At 69.8% G+C, this 21411-nt stretch carries 16 protein-coding genes; 6 read left to right on the top strand and 10 right to left on the bottom strand.

What is annotated here, in order from left to right; genetic code table 11:
* Positions 1–384: 384 nt before the first annotated feature.
* From E5N76_RS30525 to E5N76_RS14620, 5 genes are read right to left on the bottom strand one after another with little or no spacing between them, the layout of a single operon-like run.
* Positions 385–2850 carry an MFS transporter gene (locus E5N76_RS30525; protein WP_235907712.1) on the bottom strand — a complete coding sequence of 822 codons (2466 nt, stop codon included), beginning with the start codon at positions 2848–2850 and terminating at the stop codon, positions 385–387.
* Between the two features lie 10 nt (positions 2851–2860).
* Positions 2861–3124, bottom strand: a complete 264-nt coding sequence (locus E5N76_RS14635) for a hypothetical protein (protein WP_149538053.1) — start codon at positions 3122–3124, stop codon at positions 2861–2863.
* 49 nt (positions 3125–3173) lie between these two features.
* The gene (locus tag E5N76_RS14630) at positions 3174–3803 is read right to left on the bottom strand and encodes a trimeric intracellular cation channel family protein (RefSeq protein ID WP_149538052.1); all 630 of its coding nucleotides are present in this window, start codon (positions 3801–3803) and stop codon (positions 3174–3176) included.
* Positions 3804–3831: 28 nt separating this feature from the next.
* Positions 3832–4260 (bottom strand): hypothetical protein, encoded by a 429-nt coding sequence (locus tag E5N76_RS14625; protein ID WP_149538051.1) that lies wholly within the window; start codon positions 4258–4260, stop codon positions 3832–3834.
* A 4-nt stretch (positions 4261–4264) separates the two neighbouring features.
* On the bottom strand, positions 4265–4672 hold the full coding sequence (locus E5N76_RS14620; protein WP_149538050.1) for a lysozyme inhibitor LprI family protein: 408 nt from the start codon (positions 4670–4672) through the stop codon (positions 4265–4267).
* Positions 4673–5168: 496 nt separating this feature from the next.
* On the opposite strand from E5N76_RS14620, the gene E5N76_RS14615 reads away from it, so the two are divergent.
* From E5N76_RS14615 to E5N76_RS14600, 4 genes are all read left to right on the top strand, one after another.
* A complete protein-coding gene (locus E5N76_RS14615; protein ID WP_149538049.1) occupies positions 5169–6275 on the top strand; it encodes a glycosyltransferase family 4 protein in 1107 nt (368 codons plus the stop codon).
* A gap of 13 nt (positions 6276–6288) precedes the next feature.
* Positions 6289–8484 carry an amylo-alpha-1,6-glucosidase gene (locus E5N76_RS14610; protein ID WP_149538048.1) on the top strand — a complete coding sequence of 732 codons (2196 nt, stop codon included), beginning with the start codon at positions 6289–6291 and terminating at the stop codon, positions 8482–8484.
* Positions 8485–8801: 317 nt separating this feature from the next.
* The gene (locus E5N76_RS14605) at positions 8802–10022 is read left to right on the top strand and encodes an MFS transporter (protein WP_149538047.1); all 1221 of its coding nucleotides are present in this window, start codon (positions 8802–8804) and stop codon (positions 10020–10022) included.
* 178 nt (positions 10023–10200) lie between these two features.
* The gene (locus tag E5N76_RS14600) at positions 10201–10626 is read left to right on the top strand and encodes a cupin domain-containing protein (protein WP_149538046.1); all 426 of its coding nucleotides are present in this window, start codon (positions 10201–10203) and stop codon (positions 10624–10626) included.
* A gap of 306 nt (positions 10627–10932) precedes the next feature.
* On the opposite strand, the gene E5N76_RS14595 is transcribed toward E5N76_RS14600, so the two are convergent.
* From E5N76_RS14595 to E5N76_RS14580, 4 genes are all read right to left on the bottom strand, one after another.
* A complete protein-coding gene (locus tag E5N76_RS14595) occupies positions 10933–14316 on the bottom strand; it encodes an SdrD B-like domain-containing protein (protein ID WP_149538045.1) in 3384 nt (1127 codons plus the stop codon).
* A 133-nt stretch (positions 14317–14449) separates the two neighbouring features.
* Positions 14450–15040 (bottom strand): PEP-CTERM sorting domain-containing protein, encoded by a 591-nt coding sequence (locus E5N76_RS14590; protein WP_187830175.1) that lies wholly within the window; start codon positions 15038–15040, stop codon positions 14450–14452.
* Positions 15041–15350: 310 nt separating this feature from the next.
* Positions 15351–16547, bottom strand: coding sequence for an FAD-dependent monooxygenase (locus E5N76_RS14585; RefSeq protein ID WP_149538043.1), 1197 nt, complete (start codon positions 16545–16547; stop codon positions 15351–15353).
* A gap of 1 nt (position 16548) precedes the next feature.
* Positions 16549–17553, bottom strand: coding sequence for a VOC family protein (locus tag E5N76_RS14580; protein WP_149538042.1), 1005 nt, complete (start codon positions 17551–17553; stop codon positions 16549–16551).
* Positions 17554–17882: 329 nt separating this feature from the next.
* On the opposite strand from E5N76_RS14580, the gene E5N76_RS14575 reads away from it, so the two are divergent.
* Together E5N76_RS14575 and E5N76_RS14570 are read left to right on the top strand one after the other, a co-directional pair.
* Entirely contained in the window at positions 17883–19154 is a 1272-nt protein-coding gene (locus tag E5N76_RS14575) for an aspartate aminotransferase family protein (RefSeq protein ID WP_149538041.1), read from the top strand.
* Positions 19151–20149 (top strand): phosphotransferase enzyme family protein, encoded by a 999-nt coding sequence (locus tag E5N76_RS14570; protein WP_149538040.1) that lies wholly within the window; start codon positions 19151–19153, stop codon positions 20147–20149. The genes E5N76_RS14575 and E5N76_RS14570 overlap by 4 nt, the downstream gene beginning before the upstream one ends.
* Before the next feature lie 353 nt (positions 20150–20502).
* Here the strand turns inward: E5N76_RS14570 and E5N76_RS14565 are convergent, their stop codons facing one another.
* Positions 20503–21357, bottom strand: coding sequence for a phytanoyl-CoA dioxygenase family protein (locus E5N76_RS14565; protein ID WP_149538039.1), 855 nt, complete (start codon positions 21355–21357; stop codon positions 20503–20505).
* Positions 21358–21411: the final 54 nt, after the last annotated feature.

Below are 21411 nucleotides of genomic sequence, written 5' to 3'. Positions count from 1 at the left end.
TGGGGGTAGGCCGCTCGCAGGGCCGCCGGAATGAGCCGGCCGTTCGGCAGCATCGCCAGGTCGGCCGAAGGCATTGGGCGCCGCGCCCGGGATGGCCGGAAGGTTGGAGCCCCGTTGCCGGGTCGGAGCGAATGCCCTGAATCGAGGACGGCTCAGCGTCAGCATCTTGCCGCCCGCCACGGTCCGGTAGCGCCTCAGGCATTCCCGCCGGTGGTGAGCCCGGTGACGGTGCAGGCCAGCGCGACGGTACCGCCATGGCGTTGAGCCGATAGATGCCCTTCCGATCATGCCGGCCCTCAGCATCGCCGCGGCGCCGGCGATGGCGGCGGGGCTGCCGTGACGGTCCGGACCGGTTATGCTCCGGCGAAATCCATATCCCACGCCTCACGTACCTCCCTTGCGAAGCAGGGCCAGGACCGTGAAAGCGGCGCATGCGATGGCGGCGAAATAGGGCAGGCCATGCAGCATGTGATCCATGGCGAGGCCGGCCATGCTCGGGCCGACGAAAGCCCCCGCCCCCCAAGCCACCGACAGAACGGCGTAGATGGAGACCAGGTCGCCCCCCTGAAAGCGGCTGCCGACCAGCGCCATCATCACCGTGTAGATGCCGACGAACAGGCCGCCCCACACGAAGAGCAGCGCATAGGCGAGAAGCGGCGAGCCGATCACGTAAGGCCAGGCCAGGGCACCCACCGTCGAGGCGATCCCGAGCCCGATGACGAGCCTACGGCGGTCCATCCGGTCGCCGAGCCAGCCGATGGGCAATTGCATGACGATCGCGCCCAGCAGCAGCACGGACAGCAGCAGCGTCGCCGTCTGCTCGTCCCAGCCCACGCGCATCGCATAGAGCGGCAGGAAGGACATGCCCGCCGTCTCCAGCGCTGCGTTCACCAGCGTGGCCGCCAGGGCGACTGGCGCAAGCGCGAGGTAGCGAAGCGGATTGGGATGGCTCGGCCGCGCGAAGACGGGTGCCCGGACCCAGGGCATGGCGACGGAGAGCAGGGCCAGCAGGGCGATGCCGCCGGCGACCAGGAAAGGCACCAGCCCCTCCGTCCCCACCACGGCCAGGATCAGCGGCCCCAGCGCGAAGCCCAGCGACAGCGCGGCCGTGTAGGTCGCGATCGTGCGGGTGCGGCGGGACTCGTCGCTGAGCTGGTTCAGCCAGGTCTCGGACATCACAAACATGGTCTCCGAGGCGGCGCCCAGGGCGAGCCGCAGCGGAAACCAAAGCCAGACCGCGGGCATGATGGGGAACAGGGCCAGTATGGCCGCGGCGGCCAGCAGGGCGGCGGTGATCGGCAGCTTCGGCCCCACCCGGTAGGCGAGCCGCGGCAGCAGGGGCGCGATCAGCAGCACGCCGACCGCATGCATCGCCGCATTGGCGCCAATGATGCTCTCGCCGAGGCTCATCCGCGTCATGGCCAGGGCCAGGAGGGGAGCACTCAGCCCGTAGGTGAGCCCGAAGATCGTGCCGGTGGCGATCAGCGAGGCGACGGCCGGCAGGTTGGAACGGGTCGGCTGACCTTCCGCCACCTGGGCGCGGCGCTGCTGCTGGTAGCGCGCGCGGGTCTCGCGCAGGCGGACGAGCCATGTCTCGCGCCGGCGTTCGAGGATATGCTGCAAGGTCTGCGCGTAGTCGAGGATCAGGCCCGGGGTCCAGGTCATCGCCTCGGCGCGGGCGCGCCAGAGGGCGAGCAGCCACATGGCCGGGTCCGTCACCAGCAGGAAGAGATGTTTCCACGGCCGCTCCTGCCCGAGAGCCCCCTCCACCGCGGCGTCCAGGGACAGGGCGACGGTGGAGGAGCAGTTGCGGCTGGTCAGGTTGTAGATCGGCCTGGCCCGGTAGACGTCCAGGAAAGCACGGACCGCCGCGGCATTGTAGCGGCGGAAGACGACCTCGCGGTCCGGCGGCCGCCAGCCGGCGCATTCCTCCTCGAAGGATGGCCGGAAACGCCCCGGCACATCGTTCTCCGGACCGGCGCGGAGGAGGCGGACGAACTCATCCGGCGCGTGATCCATATCGTCGGCCGGGCAAAGGCTGACATAGGTATCCGGCGGCAGCGACATTGCGGCATGGCCGGTCGAAATGACGCCGCCCTGGTCGATGGCGGCGATGTAGCGGTCGACCAGGAACCGGCGCTGCGGGTTCACGGCCGAGCCGACCGGCGTCCAGACATGGACGGTCAGGGCGTCCCTGTTGTCCCACGAAGCCGTTTCCTCCTGCGATGGATGGAGGAGCCCTCGCGCATGCCAGTTCGGTCCGGCGAAGAGCGGCAGGTCGGTCACCGACGCGCCAGGCTTCAGCCGCCTTAGCTGCAGGCTGAGCCGAGCCAGGTTCCAGGACGCCGCGAACAGCGCCACGCCGATGCAGAACGGCACCGTATGCCGATGCGGCACGGGCCAGGGCGCCCAGACGAGCCCCCCGACGATGATCTCGATGAGGCCCACCATCACGGCGTGGCGCCAGCGCGCCGACCGAATGAGCGCCGCCGCAGCCCAGCGGAAGAGTCCGTCCAGGACCAGGGCGGCGCCCAGCACGATGGTGGCGACGATATTGTCATCCCAGGGCACGTCGATGGCCATCAGGCCAAGGGCGAAGAAGCCTAGCGCCTTGAGGACCGGGATCGTCGCGTTCGGGAAGCCGATCGCCGCCAGGGCGAACAGCCTTACGGCACCTTCGAGGATAAGAAGGATGCCGATGACGTCGGTGGTGACGACGATCGCCGCATCGAACAGATCGGTGATGAAGACCAGCCCGAGGGCCAGCGACAGGAGCGACGCGACGGCAAAGACCCACCAGTACGTCCGCAGGGGCCGGGCGCCGAGCAGGAGGAGGATGAGCCGGATCATGGAACGGCCTTCAGCGGCGGCGAAGCCTCTCCACCGCCTCCCGTTCGGCGGTCCGGTCGAGGAAGCGCTCCGTGCCCTCCTTGTCCAGGGCCTGCTGCTGCAGCATGCACTGGTCCCAGCTCGGGGTCCCGCGGGTGATGCCGAGGTTGTTGCAGGCCCGCTCGTATTCCTGCCGGTCCAGCTCGTCCAGCATGCCGCAGCCGGCGAGCATGGCAGCCATCAGCGCAAGGCCGACGAAGAGGGACACCCCCTCGGAACGAACAGGCCCCTTCATGTATCGATCTCCTTCAGTTGAGGGGGGAGAGGGAGGCACGCTGCCGGCATCAGTGCAGCGAGTCCGTGTAGACGAATTTCGGCATCCTCCAGCCGAAGCGCAGGGCCAGGAGGCGAAGGCCGAGCCCGATGACCATTGCGGCCGCCATGACCGCATCATGCGGGAGGCCGGCCCGCTGCCCGGCGACGTAGAGCCCGCCGGTCACGACGGACGCGGTGGCATAGAGCTCCGCGCGGAACAGGAGCGGGATGTCGGCGCAGAGAATGTCGCGCAGGACCCCGCCGACACAGCCCGTGATCATGCCGCTGGCGATGACGACGACGACCGGCATGCCGAGGCCCGCGGCGAGGTTGCAGCCGATGACGGTGAAGACGACGAGGCCGACGGCATCGAGAAACAGGAAGACGCGGCGCAGATGGTGCATGTGGCGGGCGATGGCGATCGTCGCGAGCGCCGCTCCCCCCGTGATCAGAAGGTAGGAGGGATGTTCCACCCAGGAGAGCGGATACCGCCCCAGCAGCAGGTCACGCACGGATCCGCCGCCGAGCGCCGTGACGCAGCCGAGCAGGCAGACGCCGACCCAGTCCATCTCGCGCCGGCCTGCGGCAAGCGCCGCCGTCATGGCCTCGGCGATGATGGCAATGAGATAGAGGACATGCAGGGGCTGCGCCGCTTCCATCCCGGTGTTCGTCCCGAACTCGGCCTGGCTAATGGCGCGTGACGACGTCCGCGAAACACGCGGCGAGGTCTGCGGGGGCGCCGAGCTGCCGGGCCCGGCGGGTCAGTTCGGGTTTGTCGGATGGGTCCGCCCAGCCGCCCCAGACCTCCCGGAAGCGCTGCTGCCCGTTGCTGTCCTGGAAGAAGAAGACGCCATCCTCGCTGCCGGGCATCGCGGCGTAGATCGCGCTCCAGGAGCCGCTCGCCATGAAGGTCCGGAAGTGGACGGCAGATGGGTCGACGTGGGTCGTGACGGCGCTTGCGACCAGCCGCGCGTAGTCCCGCCTCCGTCCCGGGGAAAGCGCGGTGTCGACGCCGTCGCAGGGCCGGGCGGCGCAGGCGCCGGCGGCCGCCTGGGCAACCGTCACGAGAGCGGCCACCCATCGAAGCATCCAGCTCGCATCCTGCCGCTTCGGCATGCGCTCAGCCCCCGCGTGGGACAGGGCATGCGAGGTCGCCCTCGGGGCATTGCAGGAGACGCCTGAGGTCGCCGACGCGCTTTTGCGTCAGGTCGGCGAGGCACCCGGAATAGACCATGGGATAGGCGGTGCCGCCCTGGGCGGGCGAGGCCATGAACTGGCACTCGCTGTCGCGGAAGGCCACCCAGGCGCGCTGCGCGGCGACGAGCCGGCGCCTGGTGTCGGCGTCGTCGCTGAGCCGGCGTTCTATTTGCTGGTAGAGCGCATTGAGCTCGCCGTCGGACGCCCTGTGGGCCCTTTCGGCGCATGCGGTCATGTCCGCCTGGGTTCTCGCACCGTCCGCGCATTCCGCTGCCTGGGCGGCCGAAAGCCGCAAGCCAGTCAGCGCCACGGCGAGAACAATGCGTATCATGGCGTTCCCCCAAAGCGGCAAAAGACCGCACCGAACTCCCGCCAGAATGCGCAGGGCCGATGCGCATGTCCATGCCATTGGAATTGAAAACGTTGCGACCACCTATGGGGGCTGTCGGGGAATCAAGCGGAGAACCGGCGGAGGATTGCCGGCGGGCGGCAACCGGCGAGAGTCCCCGCCCCTCCCCTTGCCGCTGGGGCTTGAACGGCCAGCGCCTGCTCCTAGCTCCTGCACGATGCGCCCGGGCTGCCCGGGCGCATCTTCATGGCATCACCGGCAGAAGGAGGGTCCGTTCCCTAGGGCCACTCTCGCCATTGGCCTGTCGCGGCGTCTCGCCGGCCAGGTCCTGTCGCGGGGCGCGGTGCTACCCGCCCCCGGCGGCGAGCCCGTGGTTCTCCACCCGAGAGGAGTGACGGCCGCGCCCCGAGCGGGCGGCCCGGGCCCTCCGATGCGCGCTCATTGTCAACGCTTTGCTCAGATCGAGGAGGTTTTGCCGATGAAGATCGCCCAGATCGCCCCGCTTGCGGAATGTTGCCCGCCGCGGCTCTATGGCGGCACCGAACGCATCGTATCCTATCTTACCGAAGAGCTGGTCCGGCTGGGCCATGAGGTGACGTTGTTCGCGAGCGGCGATTCGACGACGCAGGCGAACCTCGTGCCCGGTTGCGCCATGGCCCTGCGCCTCAATCCCGCGGTCAGGGACCCCCTGCCCTACCAGATGATGATGCTGGACGAGGTGCGCCGCCGCGCCCACCAGTTCGACGTGCTGCATTTCCACATCGATTTCCTGCACTACCCGCTCGCCAGCGCCTTCGCCGACCGCATGGTGACGACGCTGCACGGCCGGCTCGACCTGCCCGATCTGCAGCCCTTCTATGCCGCCTTTCCGCATTACCCGCTCGTCTCCATCTCCGACGACCAGCGTCGGCCGATGCCGCCGGTGAACTGGGCCGGCACCGTGCATCACGGCCTGCCGAAGAACCTCCTGCCCTTCACCGCCAGGCCGAAGGGCGATTACCTCGCCTTCCTCGGCCGCATCTCCCCCGAGAAGCGGCCCGACCGCGCCATCGAGATCGCTGCGCGCGCCGGGCTGAAGCTCAGGATCGCCGCCAAGATCGACAAGGCCGACCAGGCCTATTGGGAGGAGGTGGTCGGCCCGATGGTGGCGCGGCACTCGAATGTCGAGTTCATCGGCGAGATCGACGAGCAGCGGAAGGCCGAGTTCCTCGGCAATGCCCGCGCGCTGCTCTTCCCGATCGACTGGCCCGAGCCCTTCGGCCTCGTCATGATCGAGGCCATGGCCTGCGGCACGCCGGTGATCGCCTTCCGCAACGGCTCCGTGCCGGAAGTGGTGGATGACGGCATCACCGGCTTCATCGTGGACGACGTCGCGGAGGCCGTCGCCATCCTGCGCGGGATCGACCGGCTCGACCGCGCGGGGGTGCGCGCCGTCTTCGAGGAGCGCTTCACCGCCGAACGGATGGCGCTCGACTACCTCGCCATCTATCGCGACCTGCCCGGCCTGCACCGCGCCGCCATGCGCGTCCCTGCGATGCAGAAGGGCGCTGCCATCGAGGCCATCGGTCTGCGGGCGGTCGCCTAGGCGGGAGGCTCGCATGCAGGGCACCACCAGCGCGCCGGCCCCGACCGGGCCGGGGATGCCGCCGGCGCAATTCTTCATCCCGGCCGCCGCCTCGCTGCAGGAGCGGCGGCCGCGCACCCTGAAGCATGGCGACACCTTCGCCGTATTCGACCACAATGGCGATGTGCTCTCCGGGCCGGGCAGCCCGGAGGGCCTCTTCCATCGCGACACCCGCCATCTCTCGCATCTTTGCCTCACCATCGCGGGGCAGCGGCCGATGCTGCTTTCCTCGACGCTGCGCGACGACAATGCGGCGCTGACCTGCGACCTCACCAACCCGGACCTGTTCGATGCCGAAGGCCGGATCGTGCTGGAGCACGACCTGGTGCATCTCCGCCGCTCCCGCTTCCTGTGGAGCGGTGCCTGCCATGAGCGCCTCGCGCTGCGCAATTTCGATGGCCGGCCGCATCGGATCCGCCTGGATTTCAGCTTTGCCGCCGATTTCGCAGACCTGTTCGAAGTCCGCGGCACGGTCCGCGAGCGGCGCGGCACGCTGCAGCTCCCGGAAGTGACGCGGGACCGGGTCCGGCTCGCCTATCTCGGCCTCGACGGGCGGCGGCGGCAGACCACGCTGCGCTTCGACCCGGCGCCGCAGGAGCTGACCGCCGACCGCGCAGGCTTCGTCTTCGAGCTCGGCCCGCACGAGGCGAAGACCGTGGTGCTGGAGATCGCCTGCGACGATGCCCGCGAGGTGCCGGTGCGCCGCGCCTTCGGGCAGGCGCTGCGGGATGCGCGCCGCGCGCTCAGATCCTCCGCCTCGCGCGCCGCCGCCATCGTCTCCTCCAACGAGATCTTCAACGAGGCGGTGCGCCGTTCGGTCTCCGACCTCTACATGCTGGTCACCGACACGCCGGAAGGGCCTTACCCTTACGCCGGCATCCCGTGGTTCAGCACCGTCTTCGGCCGCGACGCGCTGATCACCGCGCTGCAGACCCTCTGGCTCGACCCGGCCATCGCCCGCGGCGTGCTGCTCCATCTCGCCGCCAACCAGGCGACGGATCACGACCCCGCCGCCGATGCCGAGCCGGGCAAGATCCTGCACGAGGTCCGCTACGGGGAGATGGCGGAGCTGAAGGAGGTGCCGTTCCGCCGCTACTATGGCAGCGTCGATGCCACCCCGCTCTTCGTGGTCCTGGCCGGCGCCTATCTGGAGCGTACCGGCGACCTCGTCACCCTGCGCCGGCTCTGGCCGCATGTGGAGGCCGCGCTCGCCTGGCTGGTCCGCCATGGCGACCGCGACGGGGACGGCTTCGTGGAATATGGCCGGCGGACCGAGGAGGGGCTGATCAACCAGGGCTGGAAGGACAGCCAGGATTCCATCTTCCACGCCGATGGCAGGCTCGCGCCCGGCCCGATCGCGCTCGCCGAGGTGCAGGCCTATGCCTATGGCGCCTGGCGTGCCGCCGCGGCCATTGCCCGCGCCCTCGGCCGCAAGGAACGCGCCGCCGGCTGCGACAGCCGCGCCGAGACGCTGCGCCAGGCCTTCGACGCGGCCTTCTTCGACGAGGCGCTCGGCACCTATGTGCTGGCCCTGGACGGGGAGAAGCGGCCCTGCCGGGTCAGGAGCTCCAATGCCGGCCATGCGCTGCTGACCGGCCTCGCCCTGCCCGAGCGCGCCGCGCCGGTGGTGCGCACATTGATGACGCCGACGCTGTTCTGCGGCTGGGGCGTGCGTACCATCGCCAGCACCGAGGCGCGCTACAACCCGATGAGCTACCATAACGGCTCGGTCTGGCCGCACGACAATGCGCTGATCGCCGCCGGCCTGGCCCGCTACGGCTTCAAGCGCGAGGCGGCCCGGATCTTCGAGGGGCTGTTCGCCGCGTCCACCTATATCGACCTGCGCCGGCTGCCGGAATTGTTCTGCGGCTTCGCCCGCCAGCACAGGCGCGGGCCGACCTTCTATCCCGTCGCCTGCTCGCCGCAGGCCTGGGCCGCCGCGGCGCCGCTCCTCATGCTGCAGGCCTGCCTCGGGCTTGGCTTCGACCTTGCGCAACTGCACATCACCTTCGAGGAGCCGACGCTGCCGGAGTTCCTCGACATGGTCATGCTGCGCAATCTCCGGCTCGACGGCGGCGCGGCGGATGTCGCGCTGCGCCGCTCCGGCGCCAAGGTCGTGGTCGATGTAGTCGACCGCCAGGGTCCGCTGCGGGTGCTGACGACAAGCTGAGCGGGGCCTCTGCGCGCGGCCGGGCTGTGCAGCCCGCCCGGGTGGCCGGCGGACGTCGATTGGTCAGGGCCGGAGGCCCGGCCTCCGGCGACAGCATGCCACCGCGGGCAGGCACGGCGCCACCCCGCCGGGGCGGCCGGCGGCGGCGAAGCCCCCCGGGGTGCCATGCCCCGGGTGCCATGCGTGGAGCGCCGTGTTGCCATTCGCCCTGGTGGGCTATCGCCCTGCCCCCGATCGCTGCGATGCTCCACATCCTGGACCGGGCGCGCCCCCGGGCATGCCGCGAGCCAACCCGCCAAGGCCAAGAAGACGCGAAGATGACCCTTGCCCTGACCGCCAGCGCGCCACCCAGGACGCATCTCGCCGTCCTGCTCATCCTGGCGCTGACGCATCTGCTGAACGACCTGATCCAGTCGCTGATCCCGGCCGTCTACCCGATCATCAAGGCCTCCTACGGGCTCGACTTCGTGCAGATCGGGATGATCACCCTGACCTTCCAGGTGGCCGGCTCGCTGCTGCAGCCCGTCGTCGGCTATTACACCGACCGCCATCCGATGCCGCATTCCACCGTCATCGGCATGACCTTCACCCTCGCCGGCCTGCTGGGCCTCGCTTTCGCCTCCAGCTACGGCCTCATCATCGCCGCGGCGGCCTGCATCGGCATCGGCTCCTCGATCTTCCATCCGGAGGCGACGCGCATGGCGCGCTTCGCCTCGGGCGGCCGGCACGGCTTCGCGCAGGGCATCTTCCAGGTGGGCGGCCAGGCAGGCGGCGCGCTCGGCCCGCTGGCCGCCGCCCTCATCATCGTGCCGCGGGGGCAGGGAAGCCTCGTCTGGTTCGCCTCCCTCGCGCTCTTCGCCATGGTGCTCATGGTCTGGACGGCGGGGCAGCACACCGCCATCCGCCGGCAGGCGGCGGCCAAGGCGTCACCTGCCGCGGCCGCGGCGGGCCGCCCTGCGCATGCGCCGGCGACCATCGCCCTCGGCCTCGTCATCCTGACCGTGCTGATGTTCTCGAAGAACGCCTATAGCGAGAGCTTCCGCTCCTTCTACACCTTCTACCTGATCGACCGGTTCGGGGTGTCGATCCAGGCCTCCCAGCTCATGCTCTTCGTCTTCCTGGTCGCCGCTGCCCTGGGCGCGCTGGGGGGCGGCATCATCGGCGACAGGATCGGCCGCTACCGCATCATCTGGATTTCCGTACTCGGCCCGCTGCCCCTCACGCTGCTGCTGCCCTATGCCGATTTCTTCTGGACCGGCGTGCTGACGACGCTGATCAACCTGATCATGGCCAGCGCCTTCGCCTCCATCCTGATCTACGCCATGGATTTGCTGCCGGGCCGCATCGGGCTGATCGGCGGGCTGTTCTACGGGCTCAATTTCGGGCTCGGCGGCATCGCCGCAGCCCTCCTCGGCGGGCTGGCGGACAGTATCGGCATCGAGAGCGTCTACCGGCTGTGCTCCTTCCTGCCGCTCGCCGGGCTTCTCGCCTGGTTCCTGCCCCGCATCGAGGAGGGCGGGGCTGTCCGCCGGACTTGAAAATGCTCTAGTGTCCTGCCCGCGAAATTCGCTGGATGTCCAGCGAACGCAGCGGACAAGCAGGCCACTGAAACCACAAGCCAGTGGCCCGAGAACGAAGTCCGCAGGACTGCGGAATCGGGACACCAGGCTAGCCGCGACAATCAAGGCGGGCCGCCGAGCCCGCGAGGAGACGCAGATGGATGACGTGACGATTCGCCCGGCCGCGGCACGGGCGACCAAGGCCGCACCCGCCGAGAACTTCACCGGGACCGTGCTGCAGGACGCCTACGCCGCCCCGACGGCGGCGTCCCGCACCAGCGCCACGCTGGTGACCTTCACCCCCGGCGCCCGCACCAACTGGCACACCCACAAGACCCGGCAGGTGCTGGTGGCCACGCTGGGCACCGGCATGGTGGAGGTGCGCGGCAAGCCGCCCCGCATCCTGCGCGCCGGCGATGTCGCCGAAGTGCCGCCGGGCGTGGTGCATTGGCATGGCGCCGTGGCAGGGCATCTGTTCGCGCATATTTCCTTCCTCGAAATCGAGGGGCCGGACAACAACACCTGGATGGAGCCGGTGGACGAGGCGCATTACCAGAAGGTGGCGGTCGCACCGAAAGCATAGCCGCAGCGCGGCTTGCCGCGCCCTGCCCTGCCCCTTCCGCTACTCGCCACCGCGCCTCCGGCGGTGATCCGCGGCGGCGCCAGCTCCCCGTCCTCCGGGGTGGGCAGGCAGCGCGGCCTTGCCGGCCACCGGGGGACATCCCTGGCGACGCGGCCGGCTCCGGCGACGCACTGCGCCGGGGCCATGCCCTGGTCGGCGGCGGCATGGGCGGCAATGGAGGCCGGGAGCTCGGGGAGCAGCGCCCCGATCGGGCCGGCTGGCCGGCCCGGCAAACCTCCCCGGGCGCCAGCCAGGCCGGCGGCCGCCCTACCGGATCACCCGTCTTACCAGATATCGGCCGAGGCGAGCTTTGGTGGTGACCCCGTCATTGGTCACGCTGCCATGGTCGTTATACTCCTCCAGCCAGCCCTCGATGGTCCTGCCGGCCGCGAGGCCGCCGCTGGCCTTGGTCCAGGCGGCGGCGCCGGACCCGAGTTTGTAGGTCGAGGCGTTGAGCGTCAGGCTGCCATCGCCGAAGCCGTCATGGCTCTCGTCCTTGCTGTACTTGCCCAGCCAGGCGATGGCCTGGGTCATGGCATCCCTCGCATCGAAGATGCTGCTGCTGTCCGCCGGGTCGGTGATCGCATTGCCGGCCAGGTAGTTCAGCCAGCTCGCCACCAGCTCGCGGCCCAGCAGCAGGCGCATGTCGCCGCAATTATCGGCGGCGTTCAGCGCCGCCAGCGCTTCCGGCTGGCTGTAGAAGAAGGTCTTCTCGCCGGCATCGGTGACGCCGTTCTTGTTGAAGTCGCCGACCAGGATGCCCGCCTTGTAGCTCTTGCTGACCGGATCCAGCACGCCTTTCGCGCCATAGGTCTCGTAGAGGATGTCGCTGTCGAAAGGCTTGTCGCCGCGGCCGGAGAGAGAGCTGCCGCGATCGCCGTCCCACAGATCCTTCCAGCCGCTGCTGCCCCAGTCGCAGGCACTGTGCACGCCGGGGCCCTGGATGCCGTAGAAATTCGCGCTGTCGCTGTCCGTCACCGTCACCGTCACCGCGTTGCCGTAGCCGTCCGTGTACTTCGCCGAGACCGTGGCGGTGTCGGTGTGCTGGCCGGCCTGCCAGGTGCCGTCGACGATCAGCGTGTAGCTGTCATTGCTGCCGCCATAGCAGCCCTTGTCGTAGGAATCGGCCGCCAGGCTGCCGATCTTGACGGTGGTGCCGGAGGAGCGGCCGTTGAGATCGAGCTGGTCGTCGCCCAGGACGATATTGTTCAGCGTGACATTGCCGGTGTTGGTGACGACGAATTTGAATTTCACCGAGGCGCCCTCGGCGGCCAGCGGCCCGGTGCCGCCATCGGCATCGTACCAGGTGCAGCCGCCATCGACGGAGACGTATTTCTCCACGTCGATCTTCGGCGCCGCGCCGAAATAGGAGCTGCTGTCGCTGTCGCCGACCGTCCTGCTGCCATGGGCGTCGGTGTATTTCGCCGTCGCCGTCGCGGTGTTGCAATAGGCGCCGGCGCCGGCGATGCCGGTCTCCGTGAAGGTCCAGGTCTCGCCGGCATCGAGGATGCCGTTGCCGTTATCCCCGGTGACCTCGGTGACGAGGCCTTCCCGGTTGTCCTTCACCACCACATTGGTCAGGGCGACGTTGCCGGTGTTCTTCACCGTATAGGTCCAGGTGACGGCGCTGCCTTCCAGGATGGTCGGGCCGTCGCAGCCATTCGTCACCTTGCTGATGCAGAGCGAGGGGCAGGGGTTGTACACCGTCTTCTGCACCAGCCCGGCATCCAGGCTGTTGTTCATCTCGCCGGAGCTCAGCGTCACCTGCTGGGTGGCGCCGTTGCTGGCCGCGTCGCTGTCCCGCCCGTCATCCCCGCCGCGATTGGCGCCGGTGAGGCTGTAGCCGTTGGGCGCCACGAATTTCACGCTATAGGTGCCGGGCACCAGCCCGGTGAAGCCGTAATTCCCGTTGCCGTCGGTCACCGTGGTCCTGATGACGCTGCCGCCGGCGTCGAGGAGCTGCACGGTGACATTGCCGAAGCCGGCCTCGCCGCCATCCTGGATGCCGTTCCTGTTGCCGTCGAACCAGACCTTGTCGCCCAGCGCGGCCAGCTTGTAGAAGCCGGCATCCAGCGTCAGGTCGGTCTGGCCGGAGGTCAGCGTCACCTGCTGGGTCGTGCCATCGACCGCGTCGCTGTCCTTCGCGTCATCGGCGCCGCGATTGGCGGCGGTCGCCACATAGCCCTCCGGCGCGACGAAATGCACGCTGTAGGTGCCGGGCGCCTTGTCTTCGAAGAGGTAGCTGCCATCCGCCGCCGTGGTGGTGGTGGCGATGACCGCGCCGGCGGCGTCCAGCAGCTCCACCGTCACGCCGCCGATGCCCTTCTCCCCGGCATCCTGGATGCCGTCGGCATCCCTGTCCTCGAAGACGACATCGCCGAGGGAGACGGGCTGGCTGACCGGGGCGGGCTTGAAGAAGCCGGCATCGAGGGTGGAGTTGTACTCGCCGGAGGTCAGCGTCACCTGCTGGGTGACGCCCTCGACCGCGTCGCTGTCCTTCGCGTCATTGCCGCCCTGGTTGGCCGGGCTCGCCTCATAGCCGGCCGGGGTGACGAAGCGGACGCTGTAGGTGCCGGGCGGCAGGCCGGTGAAGCTGTAGCTGCCATCCGCCGCGGTGGCGGTGTTGGCCGCCACCTGGCCCTGGGCGTCCAGCAGCTCCACCGTCACGCCGGCGATGCCGGCCTCGCCCGCATCCTGGATGCCGTCGGCATTGGCGTCCGCGAAGACGACATCGCCGAGGCCCGCCAGCTTGTAGAAGCCGGCATCGAGCGTCGGGTTGTTCTCGCCGGCCGCCAGCGTGACCTGCTGGGTGGTGCCGCCCACCGCATCGCTGTCCGCCGCGTCATCCCCGCCCTGGTTGGCGGGGCTGGCGAGGTAGCCCTCCGGCGAGACGACATGGACGGCGAAGGTGCCGGGGATCAGGTTGCTGAAATGGTAGCTGCCATCCGCCGCGGTGGTGGTGGCAATGATCGCGCCGGCATTGTTCAGCAACTGCACCGTCACGCCGGCAATGCCGGTCTCGCCCGCATCCTGGATGCCATCGGCATCCGCATCCTCGAAGACGACGTCGCCGAGCGAGGCGAGGCCGGCGCTGGAGGCGGTGGCGTAGTTCTGGTTCATCAGGCTGAAGGTGGAGCCGCCCGCCGCCGTCTCGCCGGTGGAGATGACCACCGTCACCTTCACATGCAGCGAGGCATAGCCCATCGAGAATTGGACATCGCCGGCCTCGAAGGGCGGGTCGGCGGTGTCGGTGACGCTTTGGGCCCGGGTCAGGCTGCTGCGGCCGACCAGGGTGCCGTCCGCGCTGTAGATCTCCTCGACCAGGGAGAGGGTGGAGCCGACCGGGATGGCGCTGTCCGGCGTGAAGGAATTGGTGCGGATCGCCGTGATGAGGTCGGCGGTGGTGCTGGTGACGTCGTATTCCAGCGTCAGGGTCAGGGTCTGGCCGGGGCCGGTGGTGCCGCCGACGAAGCCTGCCCAGCGCAGCCCGGCCACGGGGGCGCCGACCGGCGGGTTGGAAGCCCCCGTCGCCACCATGCTCGCATCGCCGAGAACCGAATTCACGGCCCCGACCGATTCCTCCGTCGCATGGATGTTGCTGAAGAGCAGCCCGTCATCGGTGATGTTGGCGAAGGCGCGGTCGAGCGGCATGGGATCGGTCCTGATGGAAGCAGCCGTTGCAACTGTTATGGTAATGTGTAGGCGCGCGGCCGTTTCCGGCCCGGCGAAGCGGGTCGGTCATGGCCAGGCAAGGCGGGCGCGGGCGGCGCGCCCGCCGCTTGGCTCAGGCGGCGGCGTTCTGGCCGCGGCGCAGCCCGGCGAGGCCCGCCAGGCCGAGGCCGAACAGGATCAGCGCCCCGGGCGCCGGGACCGGCACCAGGGTGATGATGAAGCTGGTGATCGTGCCGTTCTCGGCATTCAGGTCGGGGCTGAGCTGGACGTACAGGTCCTGCGGGTCGAAGCTCGCCGGCGTCGCGCCGGCGACGCCGCTGATGAAGGCCAGCCCGGAGCCGGTACCGCCATCGATCTGCGAGCCGAAGGACACGCCTGAGCTGCCGTTGAGGATGGCGGTCAGGCTGGCGATGGGCGGGCCGCCCTGCGGCATGATGTAGAGGATGAAGGTCAGGTCGCTGCCCGTGGCGAGTGCGGGCGCCGCGGTCAGGATCACCCCGGCCGGGCCGTAGGCCGAGAGGCTCAGCGCGGGGCAGGCGCCGGCCGTGCTGTGGCAGGTCTCGGTATCCAGATAGGAGTTATAGCCGCCGACATCCAGCGACAGCACATCCGCCCGGGCGAGGCCGGCGCTGGCCGCCATCATTCCCGCGGCCACCGCCACGCCGCGCAGCAGCGCCTTGCAGCCCTTCCTGAGATTCACCACCGTCCAGCCCTCTTCGCCCTGACGTCCTCGGTTGACCACGCCGCAGCCCGACACCGGGCGTGGATGAACCGGGCGTGAAGGCGATGGAGCAAATGGCGTACCGCGGTACGATTTTTTGGACTTTCAGGGGCTTAGGGTGGGCGTTATTTTCGACAATATCTCCGTGTAAAAAATTCCGACTCACGCTACTCCGGCGCAACATCGCGGCGTGAGGTGGGACGATGTTCCGGAACCGCGCAATTCCGCATAGGGGCAGGCTTCCGGCACCCCGGCCGAAGCCGGGCGGCGCCCACCCCGCGGCGTGGTGGCGCTACAGCGCCACCCGCGTCACGTCATGGGTGTAGAGCCACTCCGTCCGCTCCAGCATCGCCTCCACGGCGAATTCCCGGGCGACATAGGCGGCCGCCCCCTCGGCATGGGCGAGTTCCGGATTGTGGAAGCGTTTCGTGTTGGCGGAGGAGCCGATGACGACCCGCGCCGTGCGGTCCCGCCGCGCCGCCTCGTAGCGCACCAGCGCGGCCTCAGGCCCCTCGATCTCCGCCAGGGCGCGGGCGAGGATGAAGCCGTCCTCGATGGCCATCACCGCGCCCTGGGCCATGAAGGGCAGCGTCGGGTGGCAGGCATCGCCGAGCAGGGTGACGCGCCCCCGCCCCCAGCGCGGCAGCGGGTCCCGCGCCAGGAAGGCCCAGCGGAAGGGGGTGCCGATGGCGTCGATCATTGCATGGATGTCGGGGTGCCAACCGGCGAAGTCGCGGTGCAGCTCCGCCTGCGTGCCCTGGGCGGTCCAGCTTTCCACCTGCCAGTCCACGCCCTCCACCACGCCGACGAAATTCATCAGCTCGCCGCGGCGCAGCGGGTAGTGCACCACATGGCGCCCGGGGCCGACCCAATTGCTGCCGACCGGCCGGTCGAGATGGGCGGGGAGCTTCTCCATCGGGATCACGCCGCGCCAGGCGAGCAGCCCGGTGAAGCGCGCCGCCCCCTCCCCCCAGAGTTGCCGCCGCACCACGGAATGGATGCCGTCGGCGCCGACCAGCACATCGCCCTCGGCGGTGTCGCCATTGGTGAAGCGCAGCCGGACGCCCTGGGCGGTGGCCTCGAAGCCCTCCGCCTTGTGGCCCAGCCGGATCGCCCCCGGCGAGGCCGCCCGCACCGCCGCTTCCAGCGCCGCCAGCAGGTCCGGGCGATAGACGGTGAAATAGGGGTAGCCGTAGCGCGCCTTGGCCTCCGCCAGCACATCGGCGATGGGCCAGGCCTGGCCGGTATTCCAGAGGCGGATCTCCTTGCCCTTGGTCTCGGAGGAGACCGCCGCCACCTGTTCGCCGACGCCCAGCTCATACAGCACCCGGGCGCCGTTGGAGCTGATCTGCACCCCGGCGCCGACCTCGCGCAGCGCCTGGGCCTGCTCATGCACCTCCACCGCGAAGCCGCGGCGCAGCAGGGAAAGCGCCGCGGTCAGCCCGCCGATGCCGGCGCCGAGGATGAGAACCTTGGGCTGCGCCGCCATCTCACTCGGCCGCCGCGGAGAGCTGGTCCCACCAGGCGCATTCGCCGCGGATCGGATTGTGGTTGCCGGGCAGCACCTGCACCGGCTGGCGCTCGCCGCGGGCGGCGGCGTCCAGCTTCAGGCGGCGGGCCTCGGCGCGCATCTCGGCGCTGCCCCAATTCCGCTCATGGCCCCAGAGGCTGGGGCCGGAGGTCATCTCCACCGGCTGCCAGCTTGCCATGTCCACGGCGCGGCCGCCCCAGCCATACTCCACCAGGAAATTGCCCGGCGTGGTGGCGTAGAAGCTGGTCATGAAGTCGTTGGTGTGGCGGCCCAGCGTCGTGGCGACGCGGCCTTCCTCCAGCATCGCCAGGTCATAGCCCTGGCCGACATCGTCCAGGTTGAACAGCTCCATCATGATGTGGTGCAGGCCGGGGCCGGGCCGTTCGATCAGCGCCAGCGAATGATGGCGCGGATTGACGTGCATGAAGTACGCATGGAAGGGGTTGGTCACGTAGTCGGAGACGCGGAAGCCCAGCAGGTCCCGGTAGAAGCCGAGCGCCGCCTGCATGTCCGGCACGTTCAGCACCGCATGCCCCATGCCCAGCGCGCCGGTGCGGAAGCCGCTGAGGCAGCGGCCGGGCTGGAAGGGCTCGCTCGTGCTCTCCGCGCCATGGACGATTTCCAGCCGGTTGCCCATCGGGTCCTGGGTGACGATGAGGCCGGCGACATGGCGCTGCGCCGCCAACGCGGCATCGCCCGGCACCACGGGGTGGCCGGCCGCCTCCAGCTTCGCCGCCAGGGCTGAGAGGGCGGCGGCGTCCGCCACCTCCCAGCCGAAGAAGCGGGGGCCGTCGCTGCTGTCCGGTACCACCAGCAGGCGCTGCTTGCGGTCATCCATGCGGAAGCGGAGCTGGTGGGCGCTGCGCTCCGCGAGCTGCAGGCCGAGGAGGTTCGTGCCGAAGCCCACCCAATCCTCGGGCGTCTTCGCCGCGATGCCGACATAGCCGAGCGCCTGGATCGCCATGGGACCGTTTCCCTCTTCGCTTGGCCTGACGCTACCAGCCCGCGCCGGGCTTGTCGCGCCCTGGCTTGGCCGACATGGCTTGGCCGGCATGGCCGCGGATGCGGCATGGCTTGCGCGCCAGCGCGAGATTTGCGCAAATGCCGCGGCGGCGGGCCGCCCGGCTTCGGCAGCCGCCAGACCCGGCGCCAGCGGGCGGTGACACAGCTTCCGCCCGGCCGGGTGGAAGCGGCGCCACCGCCCGCTGGCGCCGCAATTGAGCCGGCGAAGCCCGCCCCCTATGCTGCACCGCCGCAGGGCGCGGCGCGCCACGGCCGAGAGGGATCGAGGACATGACCGAGCTGCTCGCGCGACGCAACGCCGCCTTCGGCGCCGGCGCCCCGCTCTTCTACGAGCACCCGCTGCACCTGGTGCGCGGCGAGGGCGTCTATCTCTACGGCGCCGACGGCAAGCGCTATGTGGACATGTACAACAACGTCCCCTGCGTCGGCCACGCCAACCCAAGGGTGGTGGAGGCGATGGCGCGGCAGCAGGCGACGCTGAACACCCATAGCCGCTACCTGCATGAAGGCGCGATCGCCTTCGCCGAAAGGCTGGCGGCGCTGCATGGCAAGCAGATCGAAAGCGTCATCCTCTCCTGCAGCGGCACGGAGGCGAATGAGGTGGCGCTGCGCATGGCGCGCTTCGCCACCGGCAGGCGCGGCATTCTCTGCACCAACGCCACCTATCACGGCAACAGCGAGCTGGTGAGCGCCCTGACGCGGCTCGGCAGCCAGCCCAGCCCCAACCCTGCGGTGCGCGCCTTCCCCTTCCCGGAGACCTACCGCCCGATCGCGCCCAACCTGAACGAGGCGCAGCTCTGCGAGGCCTATCTGGCGCAGCTCGCCGCCGCCATCGAGGATCTCGAGCGCAGCGGCGAGGGCGTCGCCGCCATGCTGGTCTGCTCCATCCTGGCCAATGAGGGACTGCCCGACATCCCCGCCGGCTTCATGGAACGCGCCGCGGCGATGGTGCGCGCGGCGGGCGGCTATGTCATCGCCGATGAGGTGCAGGCCGGCTATGCCCGCACCGGCCATTGGTGGGGCTATGAGGTGACGGGCTTCACGCCGGACATCGTCGTCACCGGCAAGCCGATGGGCAACGGGCTGCCGCTGGCCGCCACCGCCGCCAGCCGGGCGCTGGTGGAGGGGTTCCGGGCAAAGACGCGCTACTTCAACACCTTCGCCTCCTCGCCCTTGCAGGCGGCGGTGGGCATGGCGGTGCTGGACGAAATCGAGCAGCGCGATCTGCGCGGCAGCGTCGCCGCCGTGGGCGCCGCGCTGAAGGCCGGGCTGCGGGCGCGCCAGGGCGCCAGCGAGGCGATCGGCGATGTGCGCGGGCATGGGTTGTTCATCGGCGTGGAGCTGGTGACGCCTGATGGCAGCCCGGATGTCGAGCTGGCGAAGGCGGTGATCAACCGGCTGAAGGAGAAGGGCTTCCTCACCAGCAATGCCGGCATCTTCGCCAATGTGGTGAAGATCCGCCCGCCGCTGGTCTTCGGCCATGAGCATGCCGAGGCCTTCCTCGTCGCCTGGGACGAGACCATCGCCGAACTCGCCGCATGAGCGCAGCCGCGGCCGACGCCTATTTGCCGGCGGCGCGGCAGGCGCTGGCGGCGTTCGGCGTGGTGCCGGCGGAATTGCGCTTCGTCCGGCTCAGCGAGAACGTCACCTTCCTCGCCGTGGATGCGCGGGACGGGGCGAAGCTGGTGCTGCGGCTGCACCGCCCCTGGTATCACCATATCGAGGAGCTGCGCTCCGAGCATCTCTGGACGCGTGCCCTGGTGCAGGCCGGGGTGGCGACGCCGGAGCCGCTGGTGACGCTTTCGGGCGACGCCTTCGCCCAGGTGGAGATCGCGGCGACCGGCGAACAGCGCTGGGCCGGCCTCGCCCGCTGGGTGGAAGGCGAGCTGCTGGCGGAGGTGGTGGCGCGGGAGACCGATGCCGCGGCGAATCTCGCGCGCTTCCGCGGCCTCGGCGCGCTGATCGCCGCCATGCACAACCAGGCGACAGGCTGGATGCCGCCGGCGGGCTTCCGGCGCCATGCGCTGGATGCGGAGGGGCTGATGGGCGAGACGCCCTTCTGGGGCCCTTTCTGGGACCACCCGATCTTCTCCGCTGAGGAACGCCGCCTGCTGCTGGCGACGCGCGATGCGCTGCGCGGCGTGCTGCTGCGCTACGGCCAGGCGCCGGCGCGGTTCAGCCTGATCCATGCCGACCTGCATCCGCGCAACGTGCTGGTGGATGGCAGCAAACTCGCGGTGATCGACTTCGACGATTCCGGCCATGGCTGGCATCTCTACGACCTCGCCGTGGCGCTGATCGACTACCAGCTTCACCCGGAGGCGGCGGCGCTGCGCGAGGCGGTGCTGGAAGGCTATCGCAGCTTGCGGCCCTTGGCCGAGGCGGATGCGGCGCTGCTGCCGATGTTCCAGCTCATCCGGGACATGGCGCAGATCGGCTGGTATCTGCAGCGGCCGGAACTGCCCACCTCGCGCGACCTGCCGCAGCTCAAGGAGCATGTGCTGCGCCGTGCGGCGCTATTCACGCCGCCGCTTTAGCAGGCCGCCATTCGGTAGGGAGAGGCGCGCCTCGGCGCGCTCGACCTCGTCGAGCGCACCTCAAGCCCACGCCATGGTGCCGTTTGCGAGTCAAGGCCGAAGCCGCGCTTCGCGCGGTGCGGCGAAGCCGCAGCCTTGACTCGCAAACGGCACCATGGCCCTGGCGAATGATCGCCTTCGACGGGTCGAAGGCGCTTTTCAGCGCCCTCGCCCACGGCAGAAGAAGGACGCCCCGCCTCAACCCGCGCCGCCCGTTGCCCTGCCGTGGCTTCGCCACGGCAGGCTGTGCGAAGCGCCGCTTACCCGGCGAACATGGGGCCCCCGCGGCGTTGCGCAGCAACGTCGTGGGGAAATCAGTGCACCAGCGCCATCTCCGGCATGAGCTGGCTGGCACGGAAGAACCGGCCGACGCTGTCCTGATGCGCCGCCACGGCCGCGGCATCGAAATCCGCCTGCGGCGCCGGCTCCAGGTCGAAATGGTCGAAGCGGTTCTCGCCGCGCACCAGCGTGGCGGAAAGCCGCGTCGGCCCGGTGTGGTAGCAGCGCGCCGGGATATAGCTGATGCCCAGCCCGATGCGGTCCACCGCCGAGCGGTTGGGCGCCGAGGCATGCAGCACCATGGTGTCGTGCAGGGAGAATTCGCCGGGCTGCAGCGGCACCGGCACACCCTTGCTCGGGTCGATCTCCGCCTTCACCGTCTGGCCGCGGCTCAGCATGATGCCGGGGTCGGAGCGGTCCGTATGCGGCAACTGCCCCACCTTGTGCGTGCCGGGCAGCATGGTGACGCAGCCGCTTTCCTCGGTGCTCGGCGTCAGCGCCACCCAGGCCGTCACATGCTCATGCGGCGCCAGGCCGAAATAGGTGCCGTCCTGGTGCCAGGGCACGAAGCCATCCGTCCCCGCCTCCTTCCACCACAGGGTGGTGTGATAGACGAGGATATCCGGGCCGATCACATCCTCCACCGCATCCAGCACGGCGGGGTGGCGCACGATCTCCGCCGCCCAGCGGAACAGCAGATAGGGCTTGATGCGGGAGAAGGATTGCCGCTGCCCGGGCGGCTTCGGATAGGCGAGGTCGAAGGCCGCAGCGGTGCGCGCCATCTCCTGCCGCCAACGCTCCGCCTCCGCCGCGCTCACGGCGCGGAAGGGGGTGACGAAGCCGTCCCGCCGATAGGCCTCGACCTGAGCCGCGCTGAGCAGCTTACCCATGCAACGCCATCCTTTCCCGGGCTGTGCGACGGCGCCAATTGGCCCCAATTCGGG

This window comes from Siccirubricoccus phaeus, assembly GCF_008360935.1.
GTDB lineage: Bacteria > Pseudomonadota > Alphaproteobacteria > Acetobacterales > Acetobacteraceae > Siccirubricoccus > Siccirubricoccus phaeus.
Note: the sequence above shows the minus strand (reverse complement) of the source record. Positions and strands in the feature narration are given on the sequence as shown.

Bases quoted from the DNA above. Each gene is read 5' to 3' on its own strand.
- E5N76_RS30525 (WP_235907712.1), bottom strand. From the start codon at position 2,850: ATGATCCGGCTCATCCTCCTCCTGCTCGGCGCCCGGCCCCTGCGGACG.
- E5N76_RS14635 (WP_149538053.1), bottom strand. From the start codon at position 3,124: ATGAAGGGGCCTGTTCGTTCCGAGGGGGTGTCCCTCTTCGTCGGCCTT.
- E5N76_RS14630 (WP_149538052.1), bottom strand. From the start codon at position 3,803: ATGGAAGCGGCGCAGCCCCTGCATGTCCTCTATCTCATTGCCATCATC.
- E5N76_RS14625 (WP_149538051.1), bottom strand. From the start codon at position 4,260: ATGCCGAAGCGGCAGGATGCGAGCTGGATGCTTCGATGGGTGGCCGCT.
- E5N76_RS14620 (WP_149538050.1), bottom strand. From the start codon at position 4,672: ATGATACGCATTGTTCTCGCCGTGGCGCTGACTGGCTTGCGGCTTTCG.
- E5N76_RS14615 (WP_149538049.1), top strand. From the start codon at position 5,169: ATGAAGATCGCCCAGATCGCCCCGCTTGCGGAATGTTGCCCGCCGCGG.
- E5N76_RS14610 (WP_149538048.1), top strand. From the start codon at position 6,289: ATGCAGGGCACCACCAGCGCGCCGGCCCCGACCGGGCCGGGGATGCCG.
- E5N76_RS14605 (WP_149538047.1), top strand. From the start codon at position 8,802: ATGACCCTTGCCCTGACCGCCAGCGCGCCACCCAGGACGCATCTCGCC.
- E5N76_RS14600 (WP_149538046.1), top strand. From the start codon at position 10,201: ATGGATGACGTGACGATTCGCCCGGCCGCGGCACGGGCGACCAAGGCC.
- E5N76_RS14595 (WP_149538045.1), bottom strand. From the start codon at position 14,316: ATGCCGCTCGACCGCGCCTTCGCCAACATCACCGATGACGGGCTGCTC.
- E5N76_RS14585 (WP_149538043.1), bottom strand. From the start codon at position 16,547: ATGGCGGCGCAGCCCAAGGTTCTCATCCTCGGCGCCGGCATCGGCGGG.
- E5N76_RS14580 (WP_149538042.1), bottom strand. From the start codon at position 17,553: ATGGCGATCCAGGCGCTCGGCTATGTCGGCATCGCGGCGAAGACGCCC.
- E5N76_RS14575 (WP_149538041.1), top strand. From the start codon at position 17,883: ATGACCGAGCTGCTCGCGCGACGCAACGCCGCCTTCGGCGCCGGCGCC.
- E5N76_RS14570 (WP_149538040.1), top strand. From the start codon at position 19,151: ATGAGCGCAGCCGCGGCCGACGCCTATTTGCCGGCGGCGCGGCAGGCG.
- E5N76_RS14565 (WP_149538039.1), bottom strand. From the start codon at position 21,357: ATGGGTAAGCTGCTCAGCGCGGCTCAGGTCGAGGCCTATCGGCGGGAC.